General features: G+C 63.1%; 15 protein-coding genes and 1 tRNA gene. 8 read left to right on the forward strand and 8 right to left on the reverse strand.

Annotated features, from left to right (window positions below):
• The first annotated feature begins 14 nt into the window (after positions 1-14).
• A complete protein-coding gene (locus WFP36_RS00200) occupies positions 15-521 on the forward strand; it encodes a 2'-5' RNA ligase family protein (RefSeq protein ID WP_336976862.1) in 507 nt (168 codons plus the stop codon).
• A 79-nt stretch (positions 522-600) separates the two neighbouring features.
• Positions 601-677: transfer RNA gene (locus WFP36_RS00205), tRNA-Met, on the forward strand.
• Positions 678-821: 144 nt separating this feature from the next.
• Here WFP36_RS00205 and WFP36_RS00210 read toward each other — a convergent pair.
• The 4 genes from WFP36_RS00210 to WFP36_RS00225 all read right to left on the reverse strand — a co-directional run bounded on the left by WFP36_RS00210 (position 822) and on the right by WFP36_RS00225 (position 5,352).
• On the reverse strand, positions 822-1,937 hold the full coding sequence (locus tag WFP36_RS00210; RefSeq protein ID WP_336976863.1) for a tyrosine-type recombinase/integrase: 1,116 nt from the start codon (positions 1,935-1,937) through the stop codon (positions 822-824).
• Positions 1,934-2,206, reverse strand: a complete 273-nt coding sequence (locus WFP36_RS00215; protein WP_336976864.1) for a hypothetical protein — start codon at positions 2,204-2,206, stop codon at positions 1,934-1,936. Before WFP36_RS00215 ends, WFP36_RS00210 begins: the two co-directional genes overlap by 4 nt.
• 700 nt (positions 2,207-2,906) lie before the next feature.
• Positions 2,907-3,596, reverse strand: coding sequence for a type I restriction-modification enzyme R subunit C-terminal domain-containing protein (locus tag WFP36_RS00220; RefSeq protein WP_336976866.1), 690 nt, complete (start codon positions 3,594-3,596; stop codon positions 2,907-2,909).
• 244 nt (positions 3,597-3,840) lie between these two features.
• Complete coding sequence (locus WFP36_RS00225) at positions 3,841-5,352, reverse strand: class I adenylate-forming enzyme family protein (protein WP_336976868.1); 1,512 nt, start codon at positions 5,350-5,352, stop codon at positions 3,841-3,843.
• A 200-nt stretch (positions 5,353-5,552) separates the two neighbouring features.
• Here WFP36_RS00225 and trxB point away from each other — a divergent pair, with 200 nt between their 5' ends.
• Positions 5,553-6,518: a thioredoxin-disulfide reductase gene (gene trxB / locus WFP36_RS00230; RefSeq protein WP_336976870.1), complete on the forward strand. Its 966-nt coding sequence runs from the start codon at positions 5,553-5,555 to the stop codon at positions 6,516-6,518.
• 16 nt (positions 6,519-6,534) lie between these two features.
• Here the strand turns inward: trxB and WFP36_RS00235 are convergent, their stop codons facing one another.
• The 3 genes from WFP36_RS00235 to WFP36_RS00245 all read right to left on the reverse strand — a co-directional run bounded on the left by WFP36_RS00235 (position 6,535) and on the right by WFP36_RS00245 (position 8,452).
• Positions 6,535-6,963, reverse strand: a complete 429-nt coding sequence (locus tag WFP36_RS00235) for an MAPEG family protein (RefSeq protein ID WP_336976872.1) — start codon at positions 6,961-6,963, stop codon at positions 6,535-6,537.
• 12 nt (positions 6,964-6,975) lie between these two features.
• Positions 6,976-7,407 (reverse strand): MAPEG family protein, encoded by a 432-nt coding sequence (locus WFP36_RS00240; protein WP_336976874.1) that lies wholly within the window; start codon positions 7,405-7,407, stop codon positions 6,976-6,978.
• A 67-nt stretch (positions 7,408-7,474) separates the two neighbouring features.
• Positions 7,475-8,452, reverse strand: coding sequence for a threonine ammonia-lyase (locus tag WFP36_RS00245; RefSeq protein WP_336976876.1), 978 nt, complete (start codon positions 8,450-8,452; stop codon positions 7,475-7,477).
• Positions 8,453-8,499: 47 nt separating this feature from the next.
• On the opposite strand from WFP36_RS00245, the gene WFP36_RS00250 reads away from it, so the two are divergent.
• The 5 genes from WFP36_RS00250 to WFP36_RS00270 all read left to right on the forward strand — a co-directional run bounded on the left by WFP36_RS00250 (position 8,500) and on the right by WFP36_RS00270 (position 14,356).
• Positions 8,500-9,711, forward strand: coding sequence for a saccharopine dehydrogenase family protein (locus WFP36_RS00250; protein ID WP_336976878.1), 1,212 nt, complete (start codon positions 8,500-8,502; stop codon positions 9,709-9,711).
• Between the two features lie 68 nt (positions 9,712-9,779).
• Positions 9,780-10,130, forward strand: a complete 351-nt coding sequence (locus WFP36_RS00255; protein ID WP_336976879.1) for a DMT family protein — start codon at positions 9,780-9,782, stop codon at positions 10,128-10,130.
• A gap of 9 nt (positions 10,131-10,139) precedes the next feature.
• Positions 10,140-11,315 (forward strand): carboxynorspermidine decarboxylase, encoded by a 1,176-nt coding sequence (locus tag WFP36_RS00260; protein ID WP_336976881.1) that lies wholly within the window; start codon positions 10,140-10,142, stop codon positions 11,313-11,315.
• Between the two features lie 187 nt (positions 11,316-11,502).
• On the forward strand, positions 11,503-12,705 hold the full coding sequence (locus WFP36_RS00265; RefSeq protein ID WP_336976883.1) for a type III PLP-dependent enzyme: 1,203 nt from the start codon (positions 11,503-11,505) through the stop codon (positions 12,703-12,705).
• A 58-nt stretch (positions 12,706-12,763) separates the two neighbouring features.
• Entirely contained in the window at positions 12,764-14,356 is a 1,593-nt protein-coding gene (locus tag WFP36_RS00270; protein ID WP_336976885.1) for an EAL domain-containing protein, read from the forward strand.
• A gap of 161 nt (positions 14,357-14,517) precedes the next feature.
• On the opposite strand, the gene WFP36_RS00275 is transcribed toward WFP36_RS00270, so the two are convergent.
• Entirely contained in the window at positions 14,518-17,094 is a 2,577-nt protein-coding gene (locus WFP36_RS00275; RefSeq protein ID WP_336976886.1) for a cation-translocating P-type ATPase, read from the reverse strand.
• Positions 17,095-17,117: the final 23 nt, after the last annotated feature.

Genomic DNA, 17,117 nt, shown 5'->3' on the forward strand with positions numbered 1-17,117 from the left:
GCCGGGCTGCACCGATGGGCACGGCTCCTCTCCTGATCACGGCCGAATTGCCGGGGGACGTCCTTGCCTGGGCCGATGGCCTTCGGCGCATGCATTATCCGCCCGATCGCAATCGCCTGCGCGCCCACGTCACGCTGTTTCATGCCCTGCCGCCGTCCGCAGAGGGGGAAGTGCGGCGCCTTCTTTCCGATCTGGCCAAGGGCAAGCCACCGGAGGCGCGGATCAGCGGCATCATGAATCTGGGGCGTGGAACGGCGCTGGATGTCGATAGTCGGGGCATGGTTCAGTTCCATTCGATCATGGCCGAAAGGCTTCACGGGCTGCTGAGCGCACAGGACGATCGCCGGCTGCGCCTGCACATTACTGTGCAAAACAAGGTCGAGCCGGCGGCGGCAAAGGCGCTCCAAGCAGAGCTGGGACAGTCGCTGGAACGGCGGAAATTCAGCTTTCGCGGGTTCGGACTCTATGCCTGGGAAGGCGGATTATGGCGAGAGATCGCACAATATCCGTTTCGCGGTTGACCGGAAGAAAACTCCAACCTAAATGCGCCGCCTGCCCACCGCGACGCGGCGGGCAAGCCCAAAGGGCTTTTGACCTTGGGGCGGAGTAGCTCAGCCGGTTAGAGCAGCGGAATCATAATCCGCGTGTCGGGGGTTCGAGTCCCTCCTCCGCTACCATCCCCACTCACCTAAAGCGTTGATTTTCCTCGGTTTCCGGTTCCGAGTGTGCCAAGTTCAACGGCACATTTGGCACAGATTCCGGCACAGTTTTGGCACACTTCGTGTACCAGTTGGTATCGGATACCTGCGCACAGGTAGTAGTCAGGCAACTTTGGCACCGGGGAAGGGTACCACCTGCGCCGAGCGCAGTTCCTTCCTGAGTCGCGGCAGGTTCACTTGATCGTAGACTTGATAGGTCATCTTCACGTCCGTGTGTCCCAGCATGCGGCCCACGGTATCGAGCGGGATGCCCTCGTCACGCCAGCGGGTTGCCGCCGTGTGGCGCAAGTCGTGGATGTGGATGTCAGGCAGGCCAGCCTTCTCGCGGACCTGCGTCCACATATCCTGAACCTTGCCCCGGCTCAGGGTGGAGCCGAACATCTGCGGCGACACCGAGGTCAGCCACCCGGCTGTCCCTTCGGCCCGGCCCATGAGGACCGCCACGCGGGACTGCCCAGTCTTGGTCACCTCTGCCGGGATCACGACTGCCGAGCCGTCGTCGTCGCTCACCAGCCAGTCGGCCACCATGGCCAGCGTCTCACCGAGGCGCATACCAGTGTCGATCTGCCAAGTGATGAAGGCCTCGATCATCCGGTAGTCGGCAGCCTTGCGCTTCTGCTCACCGAGCGACCGGCAGGCGTCGATCAGCCGCTGCTCTTCCTCGGGACTGACCACCACGTCCCGCCTCACGGCTGCCCCAAGGGCTGGGAACTTTGGAACGTAGGCGATCACGAACCGACTGGTCGCCGGGTCCTTGATCTCGGAGGCGCACAGGTTGAGGACCTTGGACAGGCGACCGAAGTGCTTGTCGATGGTGCCATACCCAAGACCACGCTCGCGGCACTTCTCGACGTACCGAAGCAGGCGCTCGGTGTCGATGCTGCTGACAGCCTCGTCTCCGAACTCCTTGCGCAGCTGCCGCAGGTCGGACTGCAGGCTCTTGTAGGCCAGATCGGAGCGGACACGGTCGCGCGCCCACACGGTGCGCTCGGCGCGGTCAATGGCCATGTTCAGTGTGTATCGACTTACATCCTTTTGGATGGAAGTACGCGTTTTCGAACGGCTGCCGATGTGCATCATGTAGATTTCACGAGCGCGGCCTTTTGCGCGCTCTCCGTCTTTCGTTCCTAGGGAAACCCGTTTGCGCTTCCCGTCATGGCCTATGAACTCTACGAACTTTACGCCGTTGCTTGCTCGAGTCTTCACCTGGTAGCTCACTGTTCGCCCTCCATTGCCCTGGCGATTGCACGAGCAGCGGAGATGCCTTTGGGGGTAAGGTGGAGATCCCACCGGCGCAGATCCTTGGGGTCTCGCTCCGCGTAAACCGTATTTGCAACATCAGCTTTCTTCTCGGCTTCGATGTGCATCATGGTACGAAGTAGCTTGGATGCAGTGCCGCTCTTGAGACCCCCGAGTTGCTGATCAATATCGGTTACACCGATGGGGCGACCTGCTTTATCGGCTAGCGCGATAATTAAAAGTGCCATGACTTGCCGGATCGGCAGGTGAGTGCCGAGCTCTTCGATAGCGGTGTCTAGTGCTCTTAAGAGGCATCGGATGTCCTTCCTCTTTTGATACCTTTCTGGGCAGTAGGGAGCCGACCAGTGTGACTTTGTCAGGTTCGCGAAAGTTGGCCAGAGGCGGTAGGTCGATCTGCCGCAAATCCCACCCTCGCAATGCCTCCCAGAGTGCCTGAACCTTATCCGCCGGACGGACGACTAGGTCGAACGCGTTCGCAAGCACTGTTCTGTCCGGCAGCCCCAAATCGGCAACGAGGTGCGGGAAGCCAATGACCTCGTAAACATCCAACAATGCAGTGGCGACGGGCCATCGGGCCAGCCGGGCAACCTCGGCAGGATCCGTGTAAAATACCGGAGTCTCTCCGAAGACCTTGCTTACGACTGCTACGTTCAGGACGCGCCCCTCCAGATGTTCCGAGCATTCGCCTCCCCCACCGATTGTGATGAGGTGCGGCCGCGTTTCGGCGTATTCGGCAGCGACCCTTGCCGACTGGAAGTGCCCTCGATCTTTTTTCTTCGGATCTCCCCGTGACCCAAAACACATTGCACGACCGGTGAGCGCGCCGAACACTGCCTTGACACCCATGAGGCTGTTGGCTGAGGGAACGACGTCTTCGAACCTTCTCGCGGTCATTCTACTGGCTGCGCCCCTAGCTTGATCGCGACGTTACGGAACTTTTCGAGCGCTTCTTCCAGGCTCACCACGATCTCGGCGGCGATCTCGTCGGGGGGCGGGAGGCTGTCGGGGTCGGTGGCGCTGTCGTCCTTGAGCCAGAAAATATCGAGGTTGACCTTGTCGCGCGCGATCAGCTCCTCGTAGGTGAACCGGCGGAAGCGTTCGGTTGCCGCGCACCTTGTCCCCCTGCAGCCGCCGGTAGGCATTCCACAGCGCGGGCGGCTGGAGCAGCCAAGGCGGGCGCATCATCGCGGCGTGCAACTCCTCGAGGCTCTGGTAGGTCAGACGCTGCTGCGCCTGGGGCTTGCCGTAGAGGATCGAGAGGGCGGCGATCTGGTCCTTCTCCTCCTCCAGGAAGCGCTGGAAGGTGGAGACCATCTCCTGCGCGGCCTTCTCGTCGAAGCCGGTGGAGATGACCGCGTCGGGCGAATGGTGATCGATCACCACCTCACTCATCCGCTTAAGGTCAATCAGCAGGTGACGCAGTTCGGGCGCGTTGAAGGGCTCCAGCGCTTCATCCCGCAGGCGAGCGGCGGTGGCATCCTCCTCGGCTGGCGATGGGCTTAGCGACACGATTCTATCCGTATCGATGGCATCAACCAGCCGCCCCGCGAGATCCGCTGGGGACAGCCCGCCGGTGACCTTGCGGACCTCGTCACGCTGCTCGTCGGCGCTGCGCATTCCCTGCAATATCAAGTTTCCCTTTGGTTCATACTCTTCGGTTCGAGGACAAGTGACGTTCGATCAGTCTATCTATGCACACATGTTTCCAGGCATAAGGCCTGTGCCAGAGTGTGCCAACCGGACGATCCGCTGGCACAGCTGTTTGGCACAGTGAGTGGAGATGGGTCGCTAACCCGCGGAAATCCTAGGGTTTGGTAGTTCCTCCGCTACCATCCCCATCAGTTTTGGATTGTCGCGCCGCTCACGCTGTGCGGGCCTGTGCCGCGCGGCGCTGTTGCTGGCGTTTGCGCAGGCGTTCGGCGAGATCCTTGGCGACCGCCTGGCGCGGGATGCGGCCCATGGCGTTGCGGGGGATGAAGCGCACGCTGAACAGGGCCATCGGGAATTGCTCCGGCAGCAGGGCGCGCACTTTCGGCCTCACGGCGGGAACGTCCTTGCCCGGCTCCAGCACGGCCGCCACGCCGATCACGTCGCCCTGATCGAGTTGCAGGGCAACGACGCACACGTCCTCGATCTCGGGCAGCTTGCTGAGCTGCTCTTCCAGCAGGATTGGAGACAGCTTGGCGCCGGCAATGTTGATGGTTTCCGACGTCCTGCCAGTGATCGCAAACAGCCCATCTTCATCCAGGATGCCGATATCGCCGGGATAGAACCAGCCATCGCGAAACGGAGCGCGGGGGCCAGCTTGGGCTGGGACACCCAGATAGGCATCGCACATATAGCTGGACCGAAGGCGCACGATTCCCGGTTCACCTGCAGGGCGGGCGTTGCCCTGAGCATCGACGATCTCGACAGTGATTCCCGGCTCGACCATGCCCACCGCGCCGGAATTGCGCCTCACCAGCGAGGCATCCCCCGCCGCAATGCGCCCCACTTCGGTTGCGCCATAGCTCATCCGCACGGGCGATCCGCAGCGCGCCAGCACGGTCTCGCGCAGCAGGGGGGCAACCCGGCCGCCGAACAGTTCGACCCTTCGCCGGTCGCGGCCCGGCCATTCGCCCGGAACCAGCTTGAGGATTTCCTGCATGCGGAAGGGCGATGCGGCCACGAAAGTGGACGGCGCGACGAATGAGGCGAAATCCGGCTGTTCGTCGCCCAGCGTCGCCAGCAGCACGGTTGCGCCCATCTGCCAGGCGGCCAGCGGGTATCGCAGCCCGGTCGTGGTGATGAGGCCCAGCAGAGTGAGCAGCACCGTATCGGGCGTGATGTCACCGGTTTCACGCACTTGCGCGAGGCGTCCGGCGAACAGTTCCGCATCCCATTTCACGACCTTGGGCGTGCCGGTGGTGCCGGAAGTGGAAAGCAGCCGTACGGATTGCGCTTCAAGCCCGGAAAGATCGCGCAGATCGCCCGGAAGGCCGATCTGCTCGGCGAGCGGCTCGACACCTTGTGGGGAGAATGTGAGCTTGCGAGCGGGTTTTGCGCGCGGGGCGAGCGTGTCTATCTTGCCGATGGCAGCCGCATAGGGGCCGATCGCGCCGCTCGCCGCCACCTTGGGCGGCATCCCGCCGGTGGAGCAGGTAAGCCCGGCCCGGATCGCCCCGAGCTGCATGATCCAGTCCCAATAGCTGGTATTGGCGAGGTGGTTGGGATGCAGCGTCACGCGGTCGCCCGGTTCCAGCCCCTGGGCAAGCAGCCATTGCGCCATCGTGTCGATATCGGCGCACAGGCGGCCATAGGTGATCAGCGTGCTGCCGGCCCGCACGGCGATGCGCTCACGGTCATGCGTGTAGATCGGTTCGAGGATTTGCATCGCCTGGCTCTTTCCCTGTCGCTTGGTCTCTTGCCCATGGTCTGTGCGCAATCGTGCCCATGGAAACAAGGGCAAGGCGCGGCCGGGCTGCGGATAAGGACAGTGCAGCTTTCCCCAGCCCAAGCCTGCCTGCGATTGTCGCAGGCCCAGCGAAACACTACATGCCCCGCAGGCAACAGGTACACGGATTCTAAGGCACCATGGCAACCCACACCACACGCATGCTGATTATCGGTTCCGGCCCGGCAGGTCTTTCCGCGGCCATCTATGGCGCGCGTGCGGGGATGGAGCCGATCGTGGTGCAGGGCTTGCAGCCTGGCGGCCAGCTGACGATCACCACCGATGTGGAGAACTATCCCGGCTTCCGCGAAGTGATCCAGGGGCCCTGGCTGATGCAGGAAATGCAGGCCCAGGCCGAGCATGTCGGCACGCGGATGCTGTGGGACACGATCGTCGATATCGACATCGCCGGCGGGTCGCCCTTCAAGGCGATTGGCGACAGCGGCGATGAATATATCGGTGACGTGCTGGTGATCGCCACTGGCGCACAGGCCAAGTGGCTGGGCGTGGAAGGCGAGCAGGCCCTGTCGGGCAAGGGCGTATCTGCCTGCGCGACCTGCGACGGCTTCTTCTATCGCGGCAAGAAGGTGGCAGTGATCGGCGGCGGCAATACCGCTGTGGAAGAGGCGCTGTACCTCACCAATCATTCGGACGACGTGACCTTGATTCACCGCCGCGACGAATTGCGCAGCGAAAAGATCCTGCAGGACCGTCTCTTCGCCAATCCCAAGATTTCCACCTTGTGGAACAAGGCCGTCACTCGCTTCGTGGCGGGCGAGAACGGCACGCTGCATCATGTCGAACTGACTGACACCGTCACTGGCGAGACGAGCACGCTGGAAGTTGAAGGTGCCTTCGTCGCTATCGGCCATGCGCCGGCCACGGAGCTGTTCAAGGGCAAGCTGCCCATGGATGAAAGCGGCTATCTTCTGGTCGAGCCGGGCACGCCCAAGACCTCCGTTCCCGGCGTGTTTGCCTGCGGTGATGTGATGGATCACACCTATCGTCAGGCAATCACGGCGGCAGGCACGGGCTGCATGGCCGCGCTGGATGCCGAGCGTTTCCTTGCCCAGCGCGATTTCGAGGCGGCGAAGACGGAGGCCTGAGGCCTCCGCCGCCCGGTCAGAATATCGCCATCGCCGCGTGCAGGATCAGCACCGCCAGCGCGAGGCTGGAGGCGACGAATAAGGCGAAGCGCAGGACCACCCGGTTGATCGTGACCTGCACCAGCGAGTGCACGATCCGTAGTGCGACATAGACCCAGCCAAAATAGGCGTTCCACCCATCGCCCTGGCCGATGATCGCGAGGGTGATCGCGACTGCATAAAAGACCGTAGGGGCTTCGTGCAGGTGGTTGTAATTATGCGCCTTCCACTGCACCTGCGGCGGCAGGAGCCGATCCAGAGACGCCTCCGGATCGGTCGCCAGTCTATTGGGATCGACCTTGGCCGCCGACATGGCCGGAATGCGGGTGGCGTACATCCATAGCCACATCACCATGGTCCATGCCGCTAATGCCACGACCGGCTGAAGAATTGCCATTCCTACCATCTTCTCTCTCCCTCAGGCAAACAGGGCGAGCTGGATCGCTCGCACCGCGAGGTAGATCAGCGGCAGGTTGGAGAGCGTGAACAGCAGCAGTCGCCCCGGAATGCGGTTCACCATGGATTGCCACAGCGAATGGGCGATCCGCAGCGCCACATAGATCCACGCCGCCAGCACATCCGTGCCGCTGGCGCCGAGCAGCGCGACAATCACCGCTGCTGCATAGAACAGCGTCGGCGTTTCGGTGAGGTGAGTGTAATTATGGGCTTTCCAGTTGACCTCATCCGGCAGCACGCCGTCGAGATCCTGCCCACGGGCACCGGGTTTGGCCTTGCTTGCCCTCGATCCCAGCTTCGCCAGTGCGCGCAGCCTGACAGCGGTCATCCACAGCAGCATGAAGAGCGACCATGCCACCAGAACGGCAGCAGGCGCGAGCATCTTCGCTTCCATAATTCTCCCCCTTCCCGTTACCAGGAGAGGGGAGACTGCCTGCGCCCAGATAGATTGTCAAATGCAACTAATCTTGCGTTTCCAGCACTTTGGCGAAGCTCGCCGGATCGACATTGCCGCCGGTCAGCATGATCACGGTGCCTTCATCGAGCGCCACCTTGCCGGCCAGCGCCGCGGCCAGCGCGACTGAGCCGCCCGGTTCCAGCACCAGCCTAAGATGCGAGAATGCGAAACGCTGTGCGGCACGCACTTCCGCCTCGCTAGCAGTCAGACCGGGCGAGGCGCGCCGTTGCAGCACGGCGAAGTTGATCGGCCATGTCGCGGGCGTCTGCAACGCGTCGCAAGCCGTTGCGGGCGGGTTGGGGCCGACGGGCAGAATCTCGCCCGCTGCAAGGCTGCGTGCGACATCGTCCCACCCTTCGGGTTCCACCGGAACGATCTCGGCATCCGGGCAGGCGAGGGCAAGGCCGGCGGTCAGCCCGCCGCCTCCACAGGGCGCCACGATGCGGCTCGGGCCCTCGATCCCGCGCTCGGCCATTTGTGCGGCGATCTCGATCCCTGCGCTGCCCTGTCCTTCGATCACCCAGGCATCGCCATAGGCATGTACCAGCGTTGCCCCACGCTCCTCGCACAGGGCGCTGGCGATGGCGTCGCGGTTCTCGCCGCCCGGTCGGTCATAGAGAACCACCTCTGCCCCCAAGGCCCGCACATTGGCGAGCTTCACTTGCGGTGCGTCCGTCGGCATCACGATAGTGGCGGGGATGCCTAGCCGCCTTGCGGCCCAGGCAACGCCCTGCGCATGATTGCCGCTGGAGACACCGACTACGCCGCGCGCGGCCTCTTCCTGGGAAAGCGTGCTCAGCCGGTTCCATCCGCCGCGAATCTTGAAGGCGCCGATGGGCTGGAGGCATTCGGCTTTCACCCACAGCGAAACACCCGCGATTTCAACGGGCAGCAGCGGCGTGGGCGGCAGGATCGCGGCGATCCGGGCTGCGGCGGAGACGGTTCCTTCGTGCGAAGGTGCGTGCATCGGTTGTGCTGTCATGCCAGCGATCTATATGCGCAATCACGCTTCGGCAAAGGAGATAGGTTTTGAGCAAGGTCCTGGTGATCGGCGCGGGCGGTGTCAGCTCGGTCGCGGTGCACAAGATGGCGATGAATGCCGGCATCTTTCCGGAAATCCATCTGGCGAGCCGCACGAAGTCCAAATGCGACGCCATCGCGCAAAGCGTGAAGGAACGCACGGGCGAGACCGTGGCGACTTACGCCATCGACGCGGAAGACGTTCCGGCGCTGGCGGCGCTGATCCGGCAGATCGGGCCGAGCCTCGTGGTGAACCTGGCGCTGCCCTATCAGGATCTCACCATCATGGACGCCTGCCTCGAAACCGGCGTCGATTATCTCGACACGGCGAATTACGAGCCGAAGGAAGAGGCGAAGTTCGAATATAGCTGGCAGTGGGCCTATCACGACCGCTTCAAGCAGGCCGGGATCATGGCTCTGCTGGGCAGCGGCTTCGATCCGGGCGTCACCAGCGTTTTCACCATGTGGCTCAAGAAGCACAAGCTGAAGACGATCCGCACGCTCGACATTCTGGACTGCAATGGCGGCGATCATGGCCAGGCCTTTGCCACCAATTTCAACCCGGAAATCAACATCCGCGAAGTGACCGCGCCTGCCCGCCACTGGGAAGGCGGCGAGTTCGTGGAAACGCCGGCCATGTCCAACAAGGTGCAGTTCGATTTCGAGGGCGTCGGCCCCAAGAACATGTATCTGATGTATCACGAGGAACTGGAAAGCCTCGCCAAGTTCGTGCCCGAAATGGAGCGTGCGCGCTTCTGGATGACCTTTGGCGATGAATACATCAAGCACCTCACCGTGCTGCAGAATGTCGGCATGACCCGGATCGATCCGGTAATCTATGAGGGCAAGGAGATCATTCCGCTCCAGTTCCTCAAGGCCGTGCTTCCCGAACCCGCCAGCCTTGGTTCCACTACCAAGGGCAAGACCAATATCGGCTGCATCGCCACGGGCGAGGCGCTGGACGGTTCGGGCGAGAAGACCTTCTACATCAAGAATATCTGCGACCATGAAGATGCCTTTGCCGAAACCGGCAATCAGGCCGTCAGCTACACTACCGGCGTCCCCGCCATGATCGGCAGCGCCATGGTGCTGCAGGGCATCTGGAAGGGGGAGGGCGTGTTCAACATGGAAGAGATGGACCCCGATCCCTTCATGGACATGCTGAACAAGCACGGCCTGCCGTGGACTGTCGAGGAACTCGGCGGACCGGTGGACTTCTGACCTATTCCCTCACCTCCGCCGGTCACCAGGGTGACTAGCGGAGGTGAGGGCCTGTTCGGGCAAGCGACATGAACTGGAATTTCCTTGCGCCCCTCGGGCTGCTGGCCGGCTCCAACATCATGATGAACCTGGCCTGGTACGGGCATCTCAAATTCCCGAACAAGGCGCTGTGGGTCGTCGTGCTGGCCAGCTGGGGCATTGCCTTCTTCGAATATTGCCTTGCCGTTCCCGCCAACCGGATCGGAGCGAAGGTCTATTCGCTGGCCGAACTCAAGACGATGCAGGAAGTCATGTCGCTCACGGCCTTCGTGCTGGTCGCCTGGCTGCTGTTCGACCAGCGGCCGGGGCCGAGCCAGATCGTGGGTTTCCTGCTGATCGCGGGCGGGGCATTCTTCGTGTTCAAATCCCCGCTGGGGTAAGGAAAGACTATGGAAACCAGAGCCGGCGATCCCGGAGCTTTCGCTCACTTCGACCTGACCCGCGTGGACAGCCCCGCCTTTGTGGTCGATCTGGCGCGGCTGCGGCAGAACCTGCAGGTGATCGCGGATATTCGCGATGCCTCCGGCGCCAAGGTGCTGGCCGCGCTCAAGGCTTTCAGCATGTGGTCCGTCGCGCCGGTGATCGGCGAATATCTGGACGGCGTCTGCACTTCCGGCCTGTGGGAAGCCATGCTGGCGGCCGAGCATTACGATGGCGAGATCGCCACCTATTGTGCGGCCTACAAGCCGGAAGACCTCAACGAAATCTGCCGCCTGTCGGACCATGTGATCTTCAATTCGCCGATGCAGATCGAGCGTTGCTCCGCGATCATCGATGCGGCGCGGATGCGCGGCGATTCCTTCGACATCGGCCTGCGGATCAACCCGCTCCATCCGGAAGGCGAAGTGCCCCGCTACGATCCCTGCGCGCCGCATTCGCGCCTGGGCTTCCCGATCGACCAGCTGACCGACGAGCATATGGAGATGGTGGACGGCATCCATATGCACACTCTGTGCGAGCAGGACCTCGAACCGCTCAAGCGCACGTGGGACAAGGCGTTCGACTATCTTGAGCCCTATTTCGGCCAGTTCAAATGGATCAATTTCGGCGGTGGGCACCACATCACCCGTTCCGATTACCAGCGCGAAGAACTGGTGGAGTTCCTGAAGGACGTGCAGGAAGATACCGGCGCGGAAGTCTATCTGGAGCCGGGCGAGGCGATCGCGCTGGACGCGGGCATCCTCGTCGGCACCATCCTCGATACGCACTGGAACGGGATGCAGCTGGCAATCACTGACATCTCCGCCACCTGCCATATGCCGGACGTGCTCGAGGCGCCTTATCGGCCTGCCATGCTGGGTGAAGATGAAGGCTCGCAAGAGACAGTCCGCCTTGGCGGCCCATCCTGCCTGGCCGGAGACGTGATCGGCGATTACCGCCTGCCGGTGCCCTGCAAGCCGGGTGAGCGAATCGCTTTCCTCGATCAGGCGCATTATTCGATGGTGAAGACCACCACATTCAACGGCGTACCGCTCCCCAGTATCTGGCTATGGGATTCCGAGACCGATTCCCTGGAACAGGTGCGCAAGTTCGGTTACGAAGACTTCAGAGACCGCCTATCTTGACGCTGTATCGAACTGAAAAGATGTACTTTTCCGTATCATTGCAGTTGTGTGACACGCACGGGTCATAGTGCGATTTTCACTTGCAGTTCAGCGAGGGGGTCCTATATCCGCCCCTCGCTGCCCCAAGGGGACTTCCTAACCGCAAGGCAGCCTTGTCTGAAACGAACCGTTTTGGGGGTCCCTTGAGTTGCACATCTATCCTTGCGCATCGGCTGTAGTCCGCGACCTCGCTCCGGACGAACCCGTTATCCTCAATCGCCCGCACGCTGCTGCGCGCGCTGCCCGCTTCTTTGCACAGAAGTTTCCGGGCACGTCGCTCTATGCGGTGAAGGCCAATCCTTCGCCTGAGCTGCTGCAGATCCTGTGGGATTCCGGGATTACCCATTTCGACGTCGCCTCGATTGCCGAGGTGCGGCTCGTGCGTTCGGTGCTGCCTGAAGCCAGCCTGTGCTTCATGCATCCGGTGAAGACCGGCAGTGCCATTCGCGAAGCCTATCACGTCCATGGCGTGCGGACCTTCAGCCTCGATACGATCGAGGAACTGGAGAAGATCGTTGCCGCAACCACGAATGAAGCGGGCGAGCCGGCGGCAGACCTGTCGCTGCTCGTGCGCCTGCGTGTCTCGTCCGACTATTCGGAACTGAGCCTTGCGTCCAAGTTCGGCGTTGATCTGGCCGATGCCGCTCCGCTGCTGCAGGCTACTCGCCAGCATTGCGACGCGCTGGGCATCTGCTTCCATGTCGGCAGCCAGGCGATGACGCCCTTCGCCTATGTGCAGGCGCTGGAACGCGTGCGCGCGGCGATTGCCGAAGCGGCCGTGACCGTCGACATCGTCGATGTCGGTGGCGGGTTCCCCAGCCAGTATCCGGGCATGGAACCGCCGCCGCTGGAAGATTTCTTCGCCATTATTGACCGCTATTTCGAAGCGTTGCCCATCTCCTACAATGCGGAGCTGTGGTGCGAGCCGGGCCGCGCGCTGTGCGCGGAATACAGCTCGATGATCGTGAAGGTCGAAAAGCGCCGGGGCGACGAACTCTACATCAACGACGGCGCCTATGGCGCGCTGTTCGATGCCGCCCATATCGACTGGCGTTTCCCTGTGAGCGCGCTGGGCGAGAAGCTGCATGGCGGCGAGGTGGAATTCGCCTTCTATGGCCCCACTTGCGACGATGCCGATTACATGAAGGGGCCCTTCATGCTCCCGGCCGACATCGGCCCGGGCGACTATATCGAGATCGGTATGCTGGGCGCCTATGGCAGCGCGATGAAGACCGGCTTCAACGGCTTCGGCCAGGCAGTTTCGGTTAACGTCGCGGACGAGCCGATGGCCAGCCTTTATCGCGGTGACCGGCCTGTTCTCAGCAGCGACAACGTCGTCAGCCTGCGCTGAATCGCGTTAACTAGTCTTCCTCCTCTTCCGTGCTATCCATGTCACGGAAGAGGAGAGAATGCGGGCAATAAGCCGCCTTACACTGATCATCGTGCTGGGTGTCTGTGTCACCACGGCTCTCCCGATTTTTGCCGCGATCACGCTGGCCCGCCATCAGGAAACCAGAAGCGAGGAGCGCCACGCCCTGAGCCTGGCGCGCAACGCGCTGTTCCATTCCGAAATCAGCGGCGATCAGCTCACTGCGGCCGCCCGGGCCATCAACGCGCTGCCGCCGGACAAGGCCTGTTCCCCCGTGGGCCAGGCCTTGATGCGCAAGATCGATCTGGAATCGACCATGCTGCAGGCGGTGGGATGGGTGGATGGCAATGTCATGCGCTGCTCTTCCTTCGCGGGAGGGCAGGCCTTCGATCTGGGGCCGCCTGATACTGTCTCCCGGTCGGACACGCGCTTTCGCAACCACGTGACTCTGATCGACCCGAAGCAGACCTATATGGTCACCCAGATCGGCTCGGCGGCAGGCGTGTTGAACCGCGATCTGATCCTGAGCTTCGTGGATGACATTCCTGGACTTTCGGTGGGTATCTTCTCGTGGACTGGCCGGACAACGGGGGCGGTGCGCGGACCCGTGCCGGACATTGTCCGAACGCCCGACCTGGAGGCGGGCCGGGTCTATCGCATCGGTGATCTGCACGTGGCTGTCGTGCGTTCCGACAAATATGATATCGGGGCCTTCGCTGCACTACCCGTTGGTAACAGTACCGGTTATGTGAATGAGATTGCGGGAATTCTCATTCCGCTGGGCGTGATCGTCGGCCTGATCCTCTCGGCCTTGCTCATCCATGTCATCCGTGTCCGCGCCTCCATGCCCGCGATGATCCGCACGGCCCTGAAGCAGGACAAGTTCCATCTGCTCTATCAACCGGTAGTGGACCTCGCCAACGGCCAGGTCGTTGCGGCCGAAGCATTGCTGCGGTGGGACAGGGGCAGTGGCAATCCCATCCCGCCCGACCGGTTCATTGCCGCAGCCGAGGAAGCGGGCGTGATCCATCTGGTGACCACCCGCATGCTCAAACTGCTGAGCACTGACGCGCACGACGTTTTGCGCATCGCGCCCGAGTTCCGCTTCTCGGTCAATTTTTCGGCGCAGGACATGCATCGCCCGGGAATTGTGCAGGAGGTCACGGAGATGCTCGAACGATCGGGCATTGCATGCAGGAATCTCGTGATCGAGGCGACCGAGCGCAGTCTGGTCGATGTCGAGCGCGCGCGGGAGACGATGCGGCAGTTCCGTGCCGCAGGTATCAGAGTGGCGATCGACGATTTCGGCACGGGCTATTCCAGCCTCGGTTACCTCGCCCAGTTGGAAGTCGACAGCCTCAAGATCGACAGGCTGTTCATCCAGTCGCTCGGCACCGATGCGGCGACCAGCCAGGTGGCCGGCCGGATCATCGACATGGCACGCGATCTCGGCCTCAAGACCGTGGCGGAAGGGATCGAGACCGTGGAGCAGGAACGCCTGCTGAAGGGGCTCAAGGTCGATTTCGGGCAGGGCTATCTCTACGGGCACCCTATGCCACTGGAAGAACTTCTGGTGCTGCTGCGGGGCCAGCAGGCGGGAGAGAAGAGGCGACTGCGACTCGTCGCTGCGTGAGGCTCCCGGTGGCTGGAATCTGCCAGCAAAGGCGAGGCGGGCTGGCGAGGGGCGGGTGAAGGCAGGGGCGAGGCTGTTCATCGAACAGGATAAACCTCATTTGCCGGTGTGTAGGAAAGTGTTTTCTTCGCCCCATCGGGACAAGCAGTTGTCCACTGCGCTTAATGGCGGATTTCTGGAAACAGCCGGGTGCGCCACCATGGCTTGATGGTTTCGAGCAGCAACAGCGTTGCAAGGCTGGCTCCGCCGACCAGAGCCAGGTCGGACCAACTGGCCCTGGCGAAGCGGAACAGGTCTGTCACAGGCGGCACGAATTGCGCGAGGGCCAGGATCGCGAAGACCAGCCCCGCCACGATGGCCAGCGGGCGGTTGGGGCGGATCAGCGCGCGGATTACCGACGCGCTGTAAGAACGGTTGACCAGGATCAGGCCCAGAATGCCCAGCACGAGGCTGAGGAAGGCAATGGTCCGCACCCGTTCCTCGCCAAGACCGGAGTGCCAGGCATAGAGCGTCACGCCGCCGATGACGGCAATGGCGACGATGCCCTGCAGCGCCGACCATGCCACCATCCAGCGCGGGAAGAGCGGGGCATCCGGCGCCCGGGGCGGGCGCTGCATCAGGCGGCGCTCTTCCCGCTCGGCCTCAAAGGCGAGCGAGCAGACCGGATCGATGATCATCTCGAGAAAGGCGATATGGATCGGGGCGAGCATCAACGGCATGCCGACGAAAAGCGGCAGCAGGGCAAGCCCGGCGATGGGAACGTGCACGGCGACGATGAAGGCCAGCGCCTTGCGCAGATTGTCGTTGATCCGGCGCCCCACGCGAATGCCGGTGACGATCGAGCCGAAATCGTCGTCCAGCAACACGATGGAGGCCGCCTCGCGCGCGACATCGGTGCCGCGCTTGCCCATGGCAATGCCGATATGCGCGCTCTTGAGCGAAGGCGCGTCATTCACGCCGTCGCCTGTCATGGCCACGATCTCGCCGCGCGCCTTGAGCGCTTCCACCAGCCGCAGCTTTTGTTCCGGCATGATCCGGGCAAAGACGTTCACTGTGCCGATGCGCTCGGCAAGTTCCGCATCGCTCATCGCGGCAAGTTCCTCGCCGCTCAATACGCCTTCCGCCTCGATGCCGGCCTGTTCGGCAATGGCGCGGGCGGTGCGGGGATAGTCGCCGGTGATCATCACCACGCGGATGCCCGCTTCCCGGCACTGGCGGACCGCATCGGGCACTGACGCGCGCAAGGGATCGGCCAGACCCGCGAGGCCGAGGAAGCGGAACTCGAAGCCGCGCTGATCGGCGGGCAGGTTCGCGCCGCTCCAGCGTGCCTCGGCCACGCCCAGCACCCGCAGGCCCTGTTCCGCCATGGCATCGGCCTGAGCGCGCATATGGGCCTTGTCCGCGCCTGCCATGCCGCACAATTCGGCAATCGCTTCCGGCGCGCCCTTGGAGGCGATGACGAGGCCGTCCTCGCCATTGCCCCGCCATGCGTGCGACATGGCAAGCAGCGAGGGATCGAGGGGGTAATGGCGCTGCAGCGACCAGCCATTGCCCTTATGGTCCATCAGGCCGTTGCCACCCTCCGTGCCCGCCAGTTCGTGGAAGGCGACTTCCATCGGATCGACCGGCTGCTCGGCACTGGCGAGGATGCCGAAGCGGGCGAGCAGGAGGAAATCGTCCTCCAGCAGCGGCTCACCGGGAACGGAGAGCGTGCGCCCGTCGGGCAAGCGCAATTCGGCCACCTGCATGCGGTTCTCGGTCAGCGTGCCGGTCTTGTCAGTGCACAGGGTAGTCGCAGAGCCAAGCGTCTCGATCGCGGCGGCCCGGCGGGTGAGGACATTGACGCGGGACAGGCGCATTGCCCCCATCGCCATGAAGACGGTGAGGACGACCGGAAATTCCTCCGGCAGCATCGACATGCCCAGCGCGATCCCCGCCAGCGCGGCATCGAGCCAGCTTCCGCGCAGGAAGCCGTAGAGCAGGATCGCCAGCACGCTGGCCGCCGCACCCAGCGCGCCGAACCACAGGACCAGTCGCTGGGTCTGGCGCCTGAGGCGCGGCACTTCGGGTTCGAGGGCATGGAGCGCGAGGCCGATCCGGCCCATTTCGCTGCGGGGCCCGGTGGCACTGACCTGTGCGATGCCGCTGCCACGCACCACCAGCGTGCCCGACCAGACGAAAGGCAGACCGTCGCCGCCCGGGCGCGGAACCTCGCCAATGCCGGACACGGCGGTCTTGGCGACAGGCACGGATTCTCCGGTGAGCAGCGATTCATCCACGGTCAGCCCGTCGCAGCGCAGCAGCTGTCCGTCGGCAGGCACGCGGTCGCCTTCGTTGAGGACCACCAGATCGCCGCGCACCACGCCCCGCCCGGCAATGCGGATGCGTTCGCCGTCACGGATCACCAGCGCACGCGGGCTGCCGAGATCGCGCAGGGCGGCAAGGGCCCGTTCGGAACGGGCTTCCTGCAGAGTGGTGATGACGATGGAGAAGCCGGCAAAGACGATCAGCAGCAGGGCTTCCTGCAGGTCGCCCAGCGCCATGTAGATCAGCCCGCCGGCCAACAGCAGGGCCAGCATCGGTTCGCGCAGGACTTCGCCTAATATCTGACGCAGTCCGCGCTTGTGGTCGGCGGGAAGTTCGTTCGGGCCTTCGGCGGCAAGCATGGCGGCTGCCTCGGCCTCACTGAGGCCAAAAGGCAGGGCGCCATCGCCGGAATTTGCAGCGCGGTCAGTCACCTGCGCATGCTAGCACGGATTGT

This window comes from Fulverythrobacter fulvus (genome assembly GCF_037154085.1).
GTDB lineage: Bacteria > Pseudomonadota > Alphaproteobacteria > Sphingomonadales > Sphingomonadaceae > Andeanibacterium > Andeanibacterium fulvum.

Bases quoted from the DNA above. Each gene is read 5' to 3' on its own strand.
- trxB (WP_336976870.1), top strand. From the start codon at position 5,553: ATGGCAACCCACACCACACGCATGCTGATTATCGGTTCCGGCCCGGCA.
- WFP36_RS00245 (WP_336976876.1), bottom strand. From the start codon at position 8,452: ATGACAGCACAACCGATGCACGCACCTTCGCACGAAGGAACCGTCTCC.
- WFP36_RS00220 (WP_336976866.1), bottom strand. From the start codon at position 3,596: ATGCGCAGCGCCGACGAGCAGCGTGACGAGGTCCGCAAGGTCACCGGC.
- WFP36_RS00225 (WP_336976868.1), bottom strand. From the start codon at position 5,352: ATGCAAATCCTCGAACCGATCTACACGCATGACCGTGAGCGCATCGCC.
- WFP36_RS00270 (WP_336976885.1), top strand. From the start codon at position 12,764: ATGCGGGCAATAAGCCGCCTTACACTGATCATCGTGCTGGGTGTCTGT.
- WFP36_RS00200 (WP_336976862.1), top strand. From the start codon at position 15: ATGGGCACGGCTCCTCTCCTGATCACGGCCGAATTGCCGGGGGACGTC.
- WFP36_RS00240 (WP_336976874.1), bottom strand. From the start codon at position 7,407: ATGGAAGCGAAGATGCTCGCGCCTGCTGCCGTTCTGGTGGCATGGTCG.
- WFP36_RS00215 (WP_336976864.1), bottom strand. From the start codon at position 2,206: ATGGCACTTTTAATTATCGCGCTAGCCGATAAAGCAGGTCGCCCCATC.
- WFP36_RS00260 (WP_336976881.1), top strand. From the start codon at position 10,140: ATGGAAACCAGAGCCGGCGATCCCGGAGCTTTCGCTCACTTCGACCTG.
- WFP36_RS00255 (WP_336976879.1), top strand. From the start codon at position 9,780: ATGAACTGGAATTTCCTTGCGCCCCTCGGGCTGCTGGCCGGCTCCAAC.
- WFP36_RS00235 (WP_336976872.1), bottom strand. From the start codon at position 6,963: ATGGTAGGAATGGCAATTCTTCAGCCGGTCGTGGCATTAGCGGCATGG.